The following is a 15,778-nucleotide window of genomic DNA, read 5'->3' as shown; positions in this document are numbered from 1 at the left end:
TATTAAAGTAAGAGTAATAAATTTGAAAACTAAATAGTGTAAAGTGATACTACAGGAATTTATGGAGGATGAAAATGAAACCAAAAAGAAAAATCGGTCGTTATATATTTGGAGTGTTGCTATTAGGAGTGTTGCTATGGGGAGGTCTACTTGTAAAGAACCATCTTGATTTTCAACATGAAATGGTTCAGATCGTGCATAGTAAGGAAGTGGAAAAGTTGATAGAAGAAGAACTAAAGGCAACAGATCCAGATGCCTTGACGCCAAAAGGTAAGATCCAATCGTATGAAATTAATGATGAAACGATCGAACACAATCCAATGGGGGGGATAATGTTTGAAGTGACTATAAATGGAAATAAAGAGATAACTGGAAGTATGGGATTGAGGAAGAGTAGTGAAGATGGCCCGATTAGATCTGTAGGGATGTCTGAGTCTACAGAACTACAGAATCTAATAGGAGATTAAAAATGGTATTTAATGATGAACAAAAGAATGATATTGCATGGCAGGAATATACGAAATACAAAGTTGGAAATAAAGTAAAAATTGATACAGATAATAAGAAAAAAACAATAGGCTATGTTTCTGAAGTTTTTGGCCAGGCATCAGAAGAGGATATGGTTTCCTCTCTCGAAGACTTGAAAGCACGGTTTCAAGGAGCTCTATCTGGTTTAAATGGATATATTGTGACAGATAAAAAAATCACTCATGAAACCAGACCAGAAGATGTGCATGAAGTAACAATTTTGTTTGAGGGATCGGAAGCTAAATTTGATAAAAATTTCATGGGGGCTGTAGATGATTGGGTGCTCACCGATGCTCCAACTGCATTACAAATATCAATGGCCAAGAGACTTGGGATAAAAACCGGGAAAATTTCCCAGCTTGATGCGGCTTCGAAAGAAGTAAAAGCAGCAATGGATAGATATCCGAATGCGCGTTTCAAATTTTATGCCCATTCTTTAGGGGGCTTAAATCTCCAAGCTTCACTTGGATCTTTGGAAGATAAGTATTTAAACAGAGTGGATGAGGCTTATATATATGAAGCGCCTAACCTTTATCCACAGTTAAGTGATGCAGAAAAGAAACAGGTCGATAAGATTAAATATAAAATTTTTAATTTTATAGACAAGCGTGACTTGGTCACATGGGAACATTCTGAAGAGGGGAATGAAGGAGTTGTTGGAACACTTGTTCGAATTGACAGTAAGGATGCAGGCAATTTAGGAAAACAACATATGTGGGGTGGTTACGACTACAAGTCTGGCTACTTGAACGTCAAAGAAGAGGGTTTAGATGACTATCGGTTAGCTCGAATAAAGCAGACAAAAGAACAACTGCAGTTAAAGAAACAAGCATTGGAGACTTGGAAAAAGAGCGGACTTTCTGGAAGTGACCTTATTTTCATGGATACGACTCAGGCAATGGGAATAGTGGAGTCGCTGAAGGAGTTTACTCTCATTGCCTCTGATTATATTTTAGCTGTCTGTGATTTCCGTATTGCGGATATAAAAGGAACCTGGGAGACGTTATTAATTTCTTGCCGTTCAACTGTATTAGGGACCCGTTGCACAGAAAGTGATATTATAAGCGCACTTGCTCAAATTGGTGCAACAAAAGAAACGATTGAGACGAATCGCATCACAGAATTAGAAAAAATTAAAAAAGATACTCTAAAAATAAAAGAAAGTATTTTTAGTCTATCAACAGACATGGCGAAAGGAATTGCAACTGTAATAGGCACGGATGTTTCTCTAGCAAGCCAATTTCAATTGCAATGGTAAAGAATGGGTAACAAAGAGATTGAATACATTAATGCGATTAGAGAAGTAGAAGAAAAATGGAATGGTACTGAAGAAGAATTAAAAATGGAGATGAAAGAACTAGAGAAAAGAATGAATCATATCCATGATCAGTATTGTTTTACAAAACAAAGCATTGAAATGATGGAAGAGGAAGTAGGATATTTCTCTAAGACGATGGGTAATACGGAAATTTTATCGGATTATTATCGGGAATTATCAGATGTTTATGAAGAATTGAATGCAGAGCACTATCACGAACTAGCTCATATTGAGGAAGCGCATCAGTTAAAACAAAAAGAATTACAGGTAGCCTCTGAAAAATATGCGAATGAGATTGCAAAATTACGAAAGGAGATGTATGTCGAAAATTGATCTTACAAATGATTTAACATACGAAGATAAGCGTTTCATGGCAGCTCTTCTTAGTGTTAAATTTATGGGGGAAATAGCCTTAACAAAGGCAACTGTTGACCAAAAAAGCATTAAAAAAAGAATTTCATCTAGTATAACAGAACTTGAAAGTTCTCTAGATCAGGTTATTGGAACTATTGATTCGGATTTGGCTGGAAAATTTTCAAACTCTGTTAAAGAAGGGGTTGGAAGAAAAAAATTGGAGTTAAACGCTTTGCAAGAGTTTTGTAAGACAAAGTAGTATCCGTATATTAAAGTAGCTTCATTGGTTCCCATCTGCTTCTAAAAGTGTTAAAATAGTATCCAAGAAACTGGAGAAACTACATGCCGAAAGAAGAGAATTTAACAGGGGACCAAGTCGTTGCCCTTACAAAAAAATATTTGTCACCTGAGGATGTTGCCTTTGTGCAAAAGGCTTTGGTCTATGCAGTTGATTGCCATAGTGGTCAATTCCGTCAGTCTGGTGAGCCTTATATCATTCACCCGATTCAAGTGGCAGGAATCCTTGCTAAGCTGAAACTGGATGCTGTGACGGTTGCCTGTGGTTTTTTGCATGATGTCGTGGAAGATACGGACGCGACCTTGGATGATCTTGAGCGTGAATTTGGTCATGATGTGCGCGTGATTGTCGATGGGGTGACCAAGCTCGGGAAGGTCAAGTACAAGTCCCACGAAGAGCAATTGGCGGAAAATCATCGCAAGATGCTCATGGCCATGTCTCAAGATATCCGCGTGATTTTGGTTAAATTGGCTGACCGCTTGCATAATATGCGCACCCTCAAGCATTTGCGCAAGGACAAGCAAGAACGCATTTCTCGTGAAACTATGGAGATCTATGCGCCGCTCGCCCACCGTCTCGGTATTTCTAGCGTCAAGTGGGAGCTTGAGGATTTGTCTTTCCGTTATTTGAATGAGACAGAATTCTACAAGATTTCTCATATGATGAAGGAAAAGCGTCGTGAGCGAGAAGAATTGGTCGAAGAGGTTGTCAACAAGATTGAGACCTATGCTGGGGAACGCCATTTGCATGGAAAAATTTATGGCCGACCAAAGCATATCTACTCGATCTATCGCAAGATGCAGGATAAAAAGAAACGCTTCGATGAAATTTACGACTTGATTGCCATCCGCTGTATCCTGGATACTCCAAGTGATGTCTATGCCATGCTAGGCTACATCCATGAGCTCTGGAAGCCGATGCCGGGGCGTTTTAAGGACTATATTGCCAACCGGAAGGCCAATGGCTATCAGTCTATCCATACGACTGTATATGGCCCTAAAGGACCGATTGAATTCCAGATCCGAACCAAGGAAATGCATGAAGTCGCTGAGTACGGGGTTGCGGCTCACTGGGCCTATAAAAAAGGCATCAAAGGTCAAGTCAACAGTAAGGAATCTGCTATTGGGATGAACTGGATCAAGGAGATGATGGAACTCCAAGACCAGTCAGGCGATGCCAAGGAATTCGTAGAAAATGTAAAAGAAGACATTCTGGCAGAAGAGATTTACGTCTTCACTCCAGATGGAACTGTGCGCTCGCTTCCCAAAGATTCCGGACCGATCGATTTTGCCTATGAAATCCACACCAAAGTTGGGGAAAAAGCCATAGGTGCCAAGGTCAACGGCCGGATGGTGCCCCTCAATACCAAACTTCGGACGGGAGATCAGGTGGAGATTATCACCAATGCCAATTCCTTTGGTCCAAGTCGTGACTGGTTGACCCTTGTTAAAACTAGCAAGGCGCGCAACAAGATCCGTCAATTCTTTAAAAATCAAGACAAGGAATTGTCTATTAACCGTGGCCGTGACCTCTTGATGGCCCAATTCCACGAGCATGACTTGGTAGCCAATAAGTTCATGGACAAAAAGCACATGGACAAAGTGCTACAAAAATCAAGCTATAAGACAGAAGAAGCCTTGTTTGCGGCGATTGGTTTTGGAGAGATTGGGGCTATTACCATCTTTAACCGCTTGACGGAGGATGAACGCCGAGAAGAAGAGCGGGCTAAGGCACGCGCAGAAGCAGAAGAGTTGGTCAAAGGTGGCGAGGTCAAGGTTGAAAATAAAAAAGATACCTTGAAGGTCCGTCATGAAGGTGGCGTGGTTATCCAAGGCGCTTCTGGCCTCTTGATTCGGATTGCTAAGTGCTGTAACCCAGTTCCAGGCGATGAAATTGTTGGCTATATCACCAAAGGGCGTGGTGTCGCGATTCACCGCAGAGACTGCATGAATCTTCGCGCTCAAGACAACTACGAGCAACGCTTGATTGATGTAGAATGGGAAGATAACAACACGACCAAAGACTATATCGCCCACATCGATATATACGGACTCAACCGTGCCGGACTTCTTAACGATGTACTCCAAGTCCTCTCTAACACAGCTAAGATGATCTCAACTGTCAATGCCCAACCAACCAAAGACATGAAATTTGCTAATATCCACATTTCCTTTGGGATTCCGAACCTATCGATGTTGACAACGGTTGTGGATAAGATTAAGAGTGTGCCGGAGGTATACTCTGTCAAGCGTACCAACGGCTAGTCTTCTGCGAAAATCGACTTCATACTGCGTTAGTTTCGACTGGTCTAACTGTAGTTATGCCTGCGTCTCACTGCCTTGTCTGGAGCTGATTTTCTTTGAAGCAAGTGGAACGTGGTCAGAACTCTTTTATTAGTTGGTTAGCTCGCCTCGCTGCCTTGCTCTAAAAGCAACTGAACAGCCGTTGCTTTTCAGCTAGTCTGCCTGCGTCGCACTGCCTTGTCTGAAGTTGATGTTCTTTGAAGGTTAGTAGTGAATGCCCAATAGATTTATAAAATAGGATAGTAAAATGAAATTAGTGATTCAACGGGTTAAGAGCGCCTCAGTTTCCATTGATGGTCAAGTCTACAATGCGATTCAGCAAGGCTTGTTGCTCCTAGTGGGAGTGGGGCCTGAGGATGACCAGAAGGATTTGGATTATGCGGTTCGCAAGGTATCGCAGATGCGTATTTTCTCAGATGAGGAAGATAAGATGAATCTTTCGGTCAAAGATATCCAAGGGGAAATCTTATCGATCTCTCAATTTACCCTCTTTGCGGATACCAAAAAAGGCAACCGTCCTGCTTTTACAGGTGCTGCCAAGCCAGATATGGCCAGTCAGTTATATGATGCCTTTAATGATCAATTAGAAAAAGAAGTCCCTGTCAAACGAGGGATCTTTGGGGCCGATATGGCGATTGAATTGATCAATGATGGTCCAGTGACGATTTTGTTAGATACAAAAAATCCATAAGTAAGAAAACATGCAGTCGGATTAGACTGCATGTTTTTCGATATAGAGTTGTTGGGCGATCACTTGGTTGATAGAAATTTCTTGTCCATGGATGATTAAGTGATAGAGGCCTGTGTAGTCATCATACCGTTGAAACGCGATAGTATTCCCAATCTGGAGATGGATCTGGTCTAAGAATTTTAACAATTCATAGGTGTCATGGACCCTTTGCAGAATATACAGACCAGGTTGGGTCGCTTCGCTGAGACGGTCTTGGTAGGCTTCGACAAGCCTTTCGCCTTTCTTTGGAATTGTCCCACCGTGAGGGCAGGTCTTAGGAGTTCCAAGCATGTGATCCAGCTGGTCAATGAAATGTTCAGAAACGGTATGCTCGAGAACTTCTGCCTCTTCATGGACTTCTTCAGTTGTATAGTCAAGTTTTTCCAGAAGAAATACTTCGATCAAGCGGTGCTTGCGGTAGAGATCAGAGACCAACTGCGATCCTAGATCCGTTAGCAAATACCCACGAGACTTGTCCTTCACCAAGAGACCCTCTGAGATCATGCGCTTAATCATCTCGGTCACAGCGGGTGGAGAGACCTGCATGCGACTCGCGATTTCCTTGTTGCTAATTTTTTCTACTTCTGTGCCAATTTCATAAATGCACTTGAGGTAATCTTCTTTGTTTGGTGTCATGCTTTCCTCTTTTCTTCGCTCACTTCTAGTATATCAAAAATCTCCTCAAAAACGCTAGTGGAGTAATGAGAATTGTCTCAAGCTCCAAAAGATGGTAGTATAGAAGCATAGAAAGGACGGCACTATGAACAGACGGGAATTAGTGAGATTAGGCTGGAGAGAGAGTAGTTTAGCCTATCTAGAGAAGCACTTGCAGGGATTGAAAGATCCACAAGCCTACCAAGAACAATACCAGTCTGTCTTTTTCTTTGCCAGTCCTCTGTTTCAAAATATGTGGTTTCAAGAGATCAAAGATCTAACGGAAACGGCTGCCCAAGACTTGCTGAGGGGAGTCATGAAAATTCTTCTTATGCCAAGTGACCTGTCTGGAACTTGCGAGGAAACAGCCTTTCTTCTGAGTAGGATGGCTCCAGATTGTCCGCCAGGTTCCGACTTTTGGAAGGCTTTTTCACGCGTCGTGCAGGTTGCCTTTGAAAAGGATCCCTTAGCAGATCAGTCGGGAGATCAGCTCTTGAAACGCCAGGTTCACCAGTTGCGCTACCTACTTTCAAGTTACCAAGCCCAATGGATTCGGACGCATGAGGCCAGAGCTGGACAGACTGACGAGGAGGCCTTACAAGCTTACCTACAGGAGGTTAGAGCGGTCACGGTGGATGCTTATGCGGCTGCCCGTCTTCACAACAAGGTCTCCCTAGGGCCAGATGGTCACCTTCATTATCCATCAGGGGCCTCCCAACAAGTCAATTTCAAGGTCTTATTAAATTTTCATACGGAGTATATTCTCGATCAAGCCGGGCGTTTTCTCAATGAAGTCGATCCAGTAGAAGTTTCTGAAAATGGCATTGTCAATGGGGCTAGTTTTAACTACGGGCTGGCTAGGGGACGGACCCATAAGGACTTAGATATTGACCCCGTCAAAGCTTGGGATCCAGCCTTTCGCAAGCAGGTCCTCTATCAGCAAGGTGTTCGCTATCTAGCTCCGAAGAATGACCGCGGAGAGCAAGGTTATTGGAGTCGAAAAGGAGTTTTTGCACAAGGAGGCAAGAGCTATAAGCAACAAGTAGCAAAGCGCGTGCGAAGTTTCCTCAGAGGCATCCCTCGCTTACGCTGGCGGGTCCTCCTCCAGAATGGGCTCCATCGGATTTTATAGCAACGATAGAACTGTTATTTTACATAAAATAGCCTAAGAGATTCTTAAAAGAAGTTAAAACAGTTAAGTTCTTAGAGCTGATCTATCAGGTGATGGGCCTTTCCGCTGTGAGAAAAGTGCTTGAAACATTGTTGTTTCAAGTACTCGGGAGTTTTGAAACGTTAGGTTCAAAACTAAGTCATGGAACTTCCTAGAAGTTCTCTGACGTCCGTACTCACTAAAGGAAAGGTTCTGAACAGATTTTGTAGATATAGAAAAGAGGTCGCAGACCTCTTTTTATGTTTATCCAAGTGCTTTGACAGCTTCGATTGCAGCGTCATAATTGGGTTCGCTGTTGATGTTGTCTAGGTACTCAACGTAAGTCACTTTGTTGTCTGCATCTAAGACCAAGACAGCGCGCGCAAGCAAGTGCCATTCATTGATCAAGAGGCCATAAGCCTTCCCGAAGGAATGGTCGTAGTAGTCTGAGAGCATGATGGCATTGTCGAGCCCTTCAGCAGCGCACCATTTACCTTGAGCAAAAGGAAGGTCGACAGAGACCGTCAAGACGACAGTGTCTTCCATATCCGATAAGGTTTGATTGAAGTGACGTGTTTGCATCGAACAGATGCCTGTGTCGATGGATGGGATAATGCTGAGGACTTTTTTCTTGCCAGCAAAATTAGCTAAAGATTTCTTCTCAAGAGCTGGAGTGATCAATGAAAAATCATGGGCCATTTCCCCTACTTGAAGTTGAGATCCGGTAAAGGTCACAGGGTTTCCTAAAAATGTTGCCATAAAAAGACTCCTTTTTTGTTTTTATTGTACCGCAATACCGGTGGAGGGGCCACTGATTTGTTTAGAAATCTGAATGGTCTACTGACTCAATCCTTCTGCGATCTTGTCTAAGTTCCACTTCATCATGCTGTAGTAGCTATCACCCTTTTCGCCTTCTTTGGCGATCGAGTCAGTAAAGATTTTTGAAAAGATCGGGATATTGGTATCTTTAGAGACAGTTTTCATAGGACGTTCATCGACACTGGATTCAACAAAGAGAGACGGCACCTTGGTTTGACGCAATTTCTCTACCAGCGTTTTGATTTGTTCGGGTGTCCCTTCTACTTCGGTGTTGATTTCCCAGATATAGGCAGATGGGACGCCGTAGGCTTTGGAGAAGTACTTGAAGCAACCTTCGCTGGTTACGATCATCTTCTTATCTGCTGGGATGTTATTGAATGCTTGCTTGGCTTCTTGATCCAGCTTGCTAAGTTTTTCAGTATAGGCTGCTAGATTTTTTTCGTAGAAGTCCTTATTTTTTGGATCTTTGGCGATCAATTGTTTAGCAATGTTTTTAGCATAGATGATCCCGTTTTCGAGATTGAGCCAAGCGTGAGGGTCTTCTTTTCCAGCTTGGTTTTGACCTTCTAGGTAGATGACGTCGACTCCCTCGCTCACTGCGAAATAATCCTTGTTTTCTACTTTATTGGCATTTTTGACCAACTTGGTAAACCAAGCATTGCCACCCGTTTCGAGGTTGATCCCATTGTAGAAGATCAGGTCTGCTTGTGAAGTTTTTTTGACATCTTCTGGGAGTGGTTCGTACTCGTGGGGATCTTGACCGACAGGGACAATACTGTGGAGCTCGATTTTGTCCCCAGCGATATTTTTAGTGATATCTGCGAGGATGGAGTTGGTGGTGACGACTTTCAATTTATCAGATGAGGACTTGGAAGAAGAGTCTTTGCTACAGGCCATAAGACCAAATAAGAGCGCCACAAAGAGAGCAAGGACAGAAGCGATTTTTTTCATGTGTTTCTCCTTTAATGAGGCGAAAGAGCGTGCTTGTTCTTTCTCTGCTTAGGAGCGATAAAGAAGCTGATGAGAAAGAAGACAGCAGAAGTGAGGACAATACAAGACCCGACGGCGATGTTGAAACTGTAGCCAATAAAGAGTCCCAGGATAGAAGCTAGAGCACCTAATCCGGATGAAAGGAGCATCATGGACCAGAGGCTATTGGCATAGAGATAGGCTGTCGCAGCGGGTGTGATGAGCATGGCGACGATGAGAATGGTCCCGACACTCTGCATGGCAGTGACAGAAACCAAGGTCAAGAGCACCATGAGGAGGTAGTGATAGATCTTGACCCGGACGCCCATGGATTGAGCTAGAACGGGATCAAAAGAAGTGAGTAGCAAGGGGCGAAAGAGCAGGACAATTACCAGCAAGACCGCCACCCCAACACCGATGGTCACCCACATATCCTGGTCTTGCACGGCCAAGATATTTCCAAAGAGGATGTGGAAAAGGTCGGTAGAACTTTTAGCGACTCCGATCAGAATGACTCCTAAGGCGAGGAAAGAAGAAAAGGTAATCCCAATCGCAGTGTCGCTCTTGATGATGGAGTTGCTCTTGATATAGGTGATGAGGATGGAGGCTAAAAGCCCAAAGGCAATGGCGCCAATAAAGAAATTGATGCCCAGGATAAAGGACAGAGCTACCCCCGGAAGGACCGCGTGCGAGATGGCATCTCCCATGAGAGACATGCCTCGCAAAATGATGAAGCATCCGACAGCTCCAGCGACAATGCCGATGGCAATAGCTGTGATCAGGGCATTTTGTAAGAAGTGGAATTGCTGTAACCCATCGATAAATTCTGTAATCATCCGACGCCACCTCCTATAAAGAGTTCATGCCCATAGGCTACATGCAGATTCTCCTTGGTAAAGGTTTCCTCTGTTTTCCCAAAAGCGATCAGCTTGCGGTGAAGGAGGAGGACCTGGTCAAAATAAGCTGGGACCTTGCTCAGATCGTGATGGACGATCAGAATGGTCTTGCCTTCTTTTTTCAAGGTCTGGAGGGTCTGCATGATGATGTCTTCGCTGACAGAGTCAATCCCTGCGAAGGGCTCATCCAAAAAGATGACATCTGCTTCTTGGACCAAGCAGCGGGCAATCAGCACTCGTTGGAATTGCCCTCCCGATAGTTGGCCGATCTGGCGATCCGCTAGATCAAGAAGATTGACAAGTTTCAAGGCATTTTCCACTTTTTTCAGATCCTCTTTGCTTTTTCGCTTGAAGATAGAAAGATGGGGGTAGAGGCCCAGCGAGACACACTCCCGCACCGTGATGGGGAAGTGGAAATCAATAGCGGATTTCTGTTCGACGTAGGCCACTCGTTGAAGAACTTGGCCGAGGTCTTTTTGATCGAGCTGGACCATTCCCGCATGAGGGAGAAGTCCTAGCATGGCCTTGATCAGGGTTGATTTTCCAGCTCCGTTGGGTCCAAGAATGCCTAGGATGGTTGGACCCTGGATGGTGAGGGAAAGATCCTCCAAGGCCAGTGTTTGCTGGTAAGCAACACTTAGATGTTCAATTTGAATCATGATTTTACTCCTTTACCATTAATATACATGAATGAAAAAATTAAGTCAAGTTAATTTTTAAAATAATTTAGATTAAATCTTTTGTAATCATTGAAAAATAGACCTATTTTTGATAAGGTTAATAGAAAAGAATGAAAGTGAGAAGATCATGGTACGTTTACAAGATGATTTTTATGATTACGTCAATGGGGAATGGGCTGAGACAGCTGTGATTCCTGATGACAAACCGTCAACTGGTGGTTTTATGGACTTGATCCAAGATATCGAAAACTTGATGTTGGATATCACTGGAAAATGGCAACGGGGAGAAGAGCTGCCTGAAGACAGCATTCTGCAAAACTTTGTCAAATACCATAAAATGGTGGCAGATTTTGATGCGCGAGAAGCAGCTGGTGTAGCACCAGTCATGCCCTTGATCAATGAAATTAAGGCTCTGTCTTCTTTTGAAGACTATACCAGCAAGTTGGGCACCTATGAACTAGCTGGCAAACCAAATCTCTTGCCATTTAGCGTGTCACCAGACTTTAAGAATGCCCAAATGAATGTCTTGTGGGGAGAGTCCCTTGCTCTCATCTTGCCAGATACGACCTACTATGAAGAAGGCAACGAAAAAGGACAAGAATTGCTGGCTATCTGGCGCCAAATGATGGAAAAACTCTTGCCAAAATTTGATTTCTCAGAGGAAGAAATCAAAGATATCCTGGATAAAGTGATTGCGGCGGATGCAGAATTAGCCAAATATGTCTTATCAAACGAAGAAAGATCCGAGTACAACAAACTCTACCATCCTTATGAGTGGGCAGATTTCAAGGCCTTGGTCCCAGAATTGCCACTCGATACCTTCTTTACTGAAGTGATCGGACAAACACCAGATAAAATCATCGTGCCAGAAGAGCGTTTCTGGAAGGAATTCGCACCAAAATACTACTCGGCAGCCAACTGGGAAACCATTCATGCCAAATTGAAACTTGGTGCAGCCGTAGATTGGACTTTATTCTTGACCGAAGAAATCCGTGTCTTGGCTGGTGAATATAGTCGTACGATTGCAGGTGTTCCAGAACCTCGTCCAAAAGAAAAGGCGGCCTTGTCATTAGCAGAAGTACCATATAGCCAAGCGCTTGGACTCTGGTATGCGGGAGAAAAATTCTCACCAGAAGCAAAAGCAGACGTAGAGCATAAAGTAGCGACCATGATTGAGGTTTACAAGGAGCGCTTAGAAAAAGCAGACTGGCTCGCTCCTGAAACTCGTGAAAAAGCTATTGTCAAACTCAATGTCATCACACCACATATCGGCTACCCTGAAAAATTACCAGAAACATACGCCAAAAAGATCATCGACGAAAGCAAGACCTTGGTTGAAAATGCTCAAGCCCTTTACGAAATTTCCATTGCCCATACTTGGAGCAAGTGGAACCAACCGGTTGATCGAAGCGAATGGCACATGCCAGCCCACCTGGTCAATGCCTACTATGATCCGCAACAAAACCAAATCGTCTTCCCAGCAGCGATTTTACAAGCACCTTTCTATGACCTTCACCAATCATCATCAGCCAACTACGGCGGAATCGGTGCAGTCATTGCCCATGAAATCTCCCACGCCTTTGACACCAATGGTGCTTCCTTTGATGAAAACGGTAGCTTGAAAGACTGGTGGAAGCCAGAAGATTACGAGGCCTTTACCGCTCGCACGCAAAAGGTCATCGATCAGTTTGAAGGGCAAGACTCTTACGGTGCTAAGATTAACGGGAAATTGACCGTTTCGGAAAACGTGGCAGACCTCGGTGGTATCGCTGTAGCCCTTGAAGCCGCTAAGAAAGAGGAAGATTTCTCAGCAGAAGAATTCTTCACCAACTTTGCTCGCATCTGGCGCATGAAAGCTCGGACAGAGTACATGCAACTCCTCGCAAGTGTCGATGTCCACGCACCAGGAAAACTCCGTACCAATGTCCAATTACCAAACTTTGACGAATTCTTTGAAACCTTTGATGTCAAAGAAGGCGACGGCATGTGGCGTGCACCAGAAGACCGTGTGATTATTTGGTAAACTAAGATAGGAGAGACGATTCGGTTTACCGAAACTTCCTGCAGAAAAATAGGAAATCAATGCCGCATTCCCTGAATGCCAATTGATTTATCTTTTTTCCAAAGGAAGTAGTCTCGACTTCAGTTAAGCAATTGATTGATTTTCTTGACCATGTGGGCCATGCCCACCAGGCAATCTCTCTTTTTCTCGACGGTCGTAAAAAAATAAAAATCCCCAAAGCCAAGTTTCAATCTACTGAAACTAGTTTTGGGGATTTTTGAGTGGATTAGAAATAACAGTGAATGTCATGATCTAAAAAAACTTGCTGGTAGTCATATAAATCTTCTGGATGCAGGGCTTTTATTCCTTCCATTTCATAGCGACGTCCTAAAAGCTTGTATTTGTTTTCTCCAAACTGGTGAAATGGGAGAAGTTGTACTTCATCGATGTTGAGAGAATTAAAAAGGGAAGCAAATTCTTCAGCATCAGTTAAAGAGTCATTGAAATTAGGAATGACTGGAATACGTAAAACGATTGTTTTGTTTTGAGCAAAGGCATAATGAATATTTTTAATAATCAGATGATTGTTGACTCCGACAACCTTCTTATGTTTAAGTGTATTGTAATGTTTAAGGTCTGTATAAATAAAATCAACATACTGAATGAGATCGACAAATTTCTCATGTTCAACAAAAGCTGTCGTTTCGATTGCAGTATGAAGTCCAACTTCTTTCGCAGCTTTTAAGATAGCTTTGGCAAATTCAAATTGAGCGAAGATTTCTCCACCAGACAGGGTAAGGCCACCACCAGATTCTTCGTAGAAGTCAACGTCTTTTAAGACATCATCTATGATCTCGGTAACTGTTTTTTCTTCTCCTGTGATGGTTTCCTTTTTAGTAACAGCATCCAACATTTTTTCAGGATTTGCACGCTGGGATTCAGGATTGGAGCACCATGGACAACGTAGGGGACATCCTTTTAAAAATACAGTAGTTCGGATTCCAGGGCCATCATGGATACTAAAGTGTTGGATATTAAAGATTATGCCGCGATTTTGTTCCATATTTTTGCTCTCCTATCAATCTAGTAAGTCCATTATACATTATTTAAGAAACTAATTCAATTACGAACGAAAGTTTATTTTGTTTTGAATTCACTCGAAAATTTGCTAAAATAGAGAAGAGGTAAAAACAATGCAACGTTTAGATGAAATATTGAAATTAGTATCGGAATTTGAAAAGATTGATGTTAATAGTTTGTCTGAGAAATTACAAGTCTCTAAAGTGACCATTCGAAAGGATTTGGACAAGCTAGAATCCAAAGGATTATTGCATAGAGAACACGGCTATGCTGTTTTAAATAGTGGAGATGATATCAATGTTCGACTGTCCTTTCAATATGATACCAAGAAAAGAATAGCCAGGGAAGCTGCTAAATTAATTAAGGATAACGACACGGTTTTGATTGAATCGGGCTCTACATGTGCCTTGCTAGCGGAAGAAATTTGCCAAACAAAAAAGAATGTCAAGATTGTGACAAATTCTTACTTTATTGCAGATTATATTCAGGAATATGATTCTTGTAAAATCATCCTACTTGGTGGTGAATTTCAAAAAGAATCGAGAGTGACTGTAGGTCCGCTTTTGAAAGAATTAATCCGCTCTTTTAGAGTTCCCTTTGCTTTTGTAGGGGTAGACGGATATGATGACGAACTTGGCTTTACTGGGAAAGATATGATGAGAAGTGAAGTTGTTCAAGCTATGTCCGATGTTTCTAAAGAAGTGATTGTCTTAACAGATTCAAGTAAATTTGGGAAATGTGGAACTGTCAGACGATTTGCACTTTCACAAGTTTCGAGAGTCATAACAGATAAGAATATATCTCAAGAAGCGAAAGAAAAACTTGAGGATTCACAAACAATTTTAACTTTAGTATAAGAAGGAGAAGCCAATTGAAAGATGAACGGAAAAAGTTACTTGCTAAATTAGCCTATCTATACTATGTTGAAGACAAAAGTCAATCGCAAATCGCAGCAGAAACTGGAATCTACCGTACAACTGTCAGCAGAATGCTAGCAGAGGCCAAGAAAGAGGGCGTAGTAAAAATTGAAATCGAAAACTTTGATACTCGCCTCTTCCATTTAGAAAATTATATCAAACAAAAATATGGCTTAAAAGCTATCGAGATTATACCGAATCTAGTTGATGAACCTCGAGAAAGCCTTGAAAAGCGACTGGCGCAAGCAAGTGCGGTCATGCTTCGTAATTTGATTGAAGATGGAATGACAGTCGGATTTTCATGGGGCGAGTCTCTCAGATTAATGGTAGAACAAGTTGGAACGAAGCGCTTGGATGGTGTACAGTTTTATCCCCTAGCTGGAGGTCCCAGTCATATTCATGCTCGCTACCATGTCAATACGCTGATCTACAGTATGGCGAGTAAATTTCATGGGGAATGTCATTTTATAAACGCGAGTGTCATTCAAGAAAATTCTGAGGTGACGGAAGGCATCTTATCTTCTAAGTATTTTGAGGATTTGAAAGCTAGTTGGCGTTGTTTGGATGTTGCGGCTGTAGGGATTGGTGGCTATGCAGATAGCAAGAATCCTCAGTGGTTTGATATGCTGACATCAAATGATTTTAAGAAATTGGAGTCAGAACATGCTGTAGGAGAAATATGCTGTCGTTTCTTTGATCAAGAAGGTATCCCCGTTTATCCTGAATTACAGGAAAGAACAATATCTATCACATTGGAGGAATTGAGAGAGGTACCAAACACCATCTCTTTGGCCTACGGTGATCAGAAAGCAAAAGCACTTTTATCGGTTTTGAAAGCCAACTATATCAATCATTTAGTCACAGATGAAGCAACGATCTTAAAAGTCTTAGAATTAGATGGTGATCAGCAATTTACTAAAAAATAGGACAGCAGGAATGCAGTCCTTATTTTTTTGAGTTAAATAGCACAAATGTGCAAAAAACAAAAACAATAATCAAATGTTGCGATTTTTATTGACCGGCAAAAATATAAATGGTATATTGACAATAGAAAAAGCGCTTTCAGTAGATTGATAAAGG

At 42.3% G+C, this 15,778-nt stretch carries 16 protein-coding genes; 10 read left to right on the top strand and 6 right to left on the bottom strand.

From position 1 onward, the window contains the following. Positions 1-74: 74 nt before the first annotated feature. From QM351_RS08065 to dtd, 6 genes are all read left to right on the top strand, one after another. Positions 75-467, top strand: coding sequence for a DUF1310 family protein (locus QM351_RS08065; RefSeq protein WP_021154325.1), 393 nt, complete (start codon positions 75-77; stop codon positions 465-467). 2 nt (positions 468-469) lie between these two features. After that, positions 470-1,786: a hypothetical protein gene (locus QM351_RS08060; protein WP_414327166.1), complete on the top strand. Its 1,317-nt coding sequence runs from the start codon at positions 470-472 to the stop codon at positions 1,784-1,786. A gap of 3 nt (positions 1,787-1,789) precedes the next feature. Beyond that, positions 1,790-2,179 carry a hypothetical protein gene (locus tag QM351_RS08055; RefSeq protein WP_023919598.1) on the top strand — a complete coding sequence of 130 codons (390 nt, stop codon included), beginning with the start codon at positions 1,790-1,792 and terminating at the stop codon, positions 2,177-2,179. Next, positions 2,166-2,459: a hypothetical protein gene (locus QM351_RS08050; RefSeq protein ID WP_023919596.1), complete on the top strand. Its 294-nt coding sequence runs from the start codon at positions 2,166-2,168 to the stop codon at positions 2,457-2,459. The genes QM351_RS08055 and QM351_RS08050 overlap by 14 nt, the downstream gene beginning before the upstream one ends. Positions 2,460-2,542: 83 nt before the next feature. Then, the gene (locus tag QM351_RS08045; protein ID WP_155172911.1) at positions 2,543-4,762 is read left to right on the top strand and encodes a RelA/SpoT family protein; all 2,220 of its coding nucleotides are present in this window, start codon (positions 2,543-2,545) and stop codon (positions 4,760-4,762) included. A gap of 286 nt (positions 4,763-5,048) precedes the next feature. Then, positions 5,049-5,492, top strand: a complete 444-nt coding sequence (gene dtd, locus QM351_RS08040) for a D-aminoacyl-tRNA deacylase (RefSeq protein WP_049486459.1) — start codon at positions 5,049-5,051, stop codon at positions 5,490-5,492. 21 nt (positions 5,493-5,513) lie between these two features. Here the strand turns inward: dtd and QM351_RS08035 are convergent, their stop codons facing one another. Then, a complete protein-coding gene (locus tag QM351_RS08035; protein ID WP_023919592.1) occupies positions 5,514-6,167 on the bottom strand; it encodes a metal-dependent transcriptional regulator in 654 nt (217 codons plus the stop codon). Between the two features lie 124 nt (positions 6,168-6,291). On the opposite strand from QM351_RS08035, the gene QM351_RS08030 reads away from it, so the two are divergent. After that, a complete protein-coding gene (locus tag QM351_RS08030; RefSeq protein ID WP_414327165.1) occupies positions 6,292-7,317 on the top strand; it encodes a DUF3114 domain-containing protein in 1,026 nt (341 codons plus the stop codon). Positions 7,318-7,599: 282 nt separating this feature from the next. Here QM351_RS08030 and tpx read toward each other — a convergent pair whose 3' ends face one another. The 4 genes from tpx to QM351_RS08010 form a co-directional block, all read right to left on the bottom strand. Continuing rightward, positions 7,600-8,094 carry a thiol peroxidase gene (gene tpx, locus QM351_RS08025; protein WP_049518613.1) on the bottom strand — a complete coding sequence of 165 codons (495 nt, stop codon included), beginning with the start codon at positions 8,092-8,094 and terminating at the stop codon, positions 7,600-7,602. A 78-nt stretch (positions 8,095-8,172) separates the two neighbouring features. After that, complete coding sequence (gene fimA / locus QM351_RS08020) at positions 8,173-9,105, bottom strand: metal ABC transporter substrate-binding lipoprotein/fibrin-binding adhesin FimA (RefSeq protein ID WP_414327164.1); 933 nt, start codon at positions 9,103-9,105, stop codon at positions 8,173-8,175. A gap of 11 nt (positions 9,106-9,116) precedes the next feature. Next, entirely contained in the window at positions 9,117-9,959 is an 843-nt protein-coding gene (locus tag QM351_RS08015) for a metal ABC transporter permease subunit (protein WP_414327163.1), read from the bottom strand. Continuing rightward, positions 9,956-10,678, bottom strand: a complete 723-nt coding sequence (locus tag QM351_RS08010) for a metal ABC transporter ATP-binding protein (protein ID WP_414327162.1) — start codon at positions 10,676-10,678, stop codon at positions 9,956-9,958. Before QM351_RS08010 ends, QM351_RS08015 begins: the two co-directional genes overlap by 4 nt. Before the next feature lie 148 nt (positions 10,679-10,826). Between QM351_RS08010 and QM351_RS08005 the strand changes: the two genes are divergently transcribed. Then, positions 10,827-12,722 carry a M13 family metallopeptidase gene (locus tag QM351_RS08005; protein ID WP_414327161.1) on the top strand — a complete coding sequence of 632 codons (1,896 nt, stop codon included), beginning with the start codon at positions 10,827-10,829 and terminating at the stop codon, positions 12,720-12,722. Between the two features lie 265 nt (positions 12,723-12,987). On the opposite strand, the gene QM351_RS08000 is transcribed toward QM351_RS08005, so the two are convergent. Then, positions 12,988-13,764 (bottom strand): glycyl-radical enzyme activating protein, encoded by a 777-nt coding sequence (locus tag QM351_RS08000; RefSeq protein ID WP_048691616.1) that lies wholly within the window; start codon positions 13,762-13,764, stop codon positions 12,988-12,990. 130 nt (positions 13,765-13,894) lie between these two features. On the opposite strand from QM351_RS08000, the gene QM351_RS07995 reads away from it, so the two are divergent. Together QM351_RS07995 and QM351_RS07990 are read left to right on the top strand one after the other, a co-directional pair. Beyond that, positions 13,895-14,638: a DeoR/GlpR family DNA-binding transcription regulator gene (locus QM351_RS07995; protein ID WP_048717589.1), complete on the top strand. Its 744-nt coding sequence runs from the start codon at positions 13,895-13,897 to the stop codon at positions 14,636-14,638. 14 nt (positions 14,639-14,652) lie between these two features. After that, positions 14,653-15,624, top strand: a complete 972-nt coding sequence (locus QM351_RS07990) for a sugar-binding transcriptional regulator (protein ID WP_350012155.1) — start codon at positions 14,653-14,655, stop codon at positions 15,622-15,624. The last annotated feature ends 154 nt before the right edge of the window (positions 15,625-15,778 follow it).

The sequence above is a fragment of the Streptococcus parasanguinis genome (genome assembly GCF_047465465.1).
Lineage (GTDB): Bacteria > Bacillota > Bacilli > Lactobacillales > Streptococcaceae > Streptococcus > Streptococcus parasanguinis_AI.
The sequence above is the reverse complement of the archived record's forward strand: the minus strand, read 5'-3'. Positions and strand labels throughout refer to the sequence as shown.